Consider the following 243-nt stretch of genomic DNA (forward strand, 5'->3'; position numbering starts at 1 on the left):
TGTCTCAGTCCCAGTGTGGCCGTCCACCCTCTCAGGCCGGCTACCCATCGTCGCCTTGGTAGGCCATTACCCTACCAACTAGCTAATAGGACGCGGGCCCATCTGTAAGCGGTAGCAGCTCCAGCTTAAGCCACCTTTCCTATCAGGTCTCTAAACCTGATAGCGTATCCGGTATTAGCCCCGGTTTCCCAGGGTTATCCCGGTCTTACAGGTAGGTCACCCACGCGTTACTCACCCGTCCGC

1 rRNA gene is annotated in these 243 nt (G+C 57.6%); it reads right to left on the reverse strand.

Features of this window, described 5'->3' with window-relative positions:
* Window positions 1-243, reverse strand: a 16S ribosomal RNA gene (locus ciss_RS10010); the annotation flags it as partial.

Source organism: Carboxydothermus islandicus (assembly GCF_001950325.1).
GTDB classification, from domain to species: domain Bacteria; phylum Bacillota; class Z-2901; order Carboxydothermales; family Carboxydothermaceae; genus Carboxydothermus; species Carboxydothermus islandicus.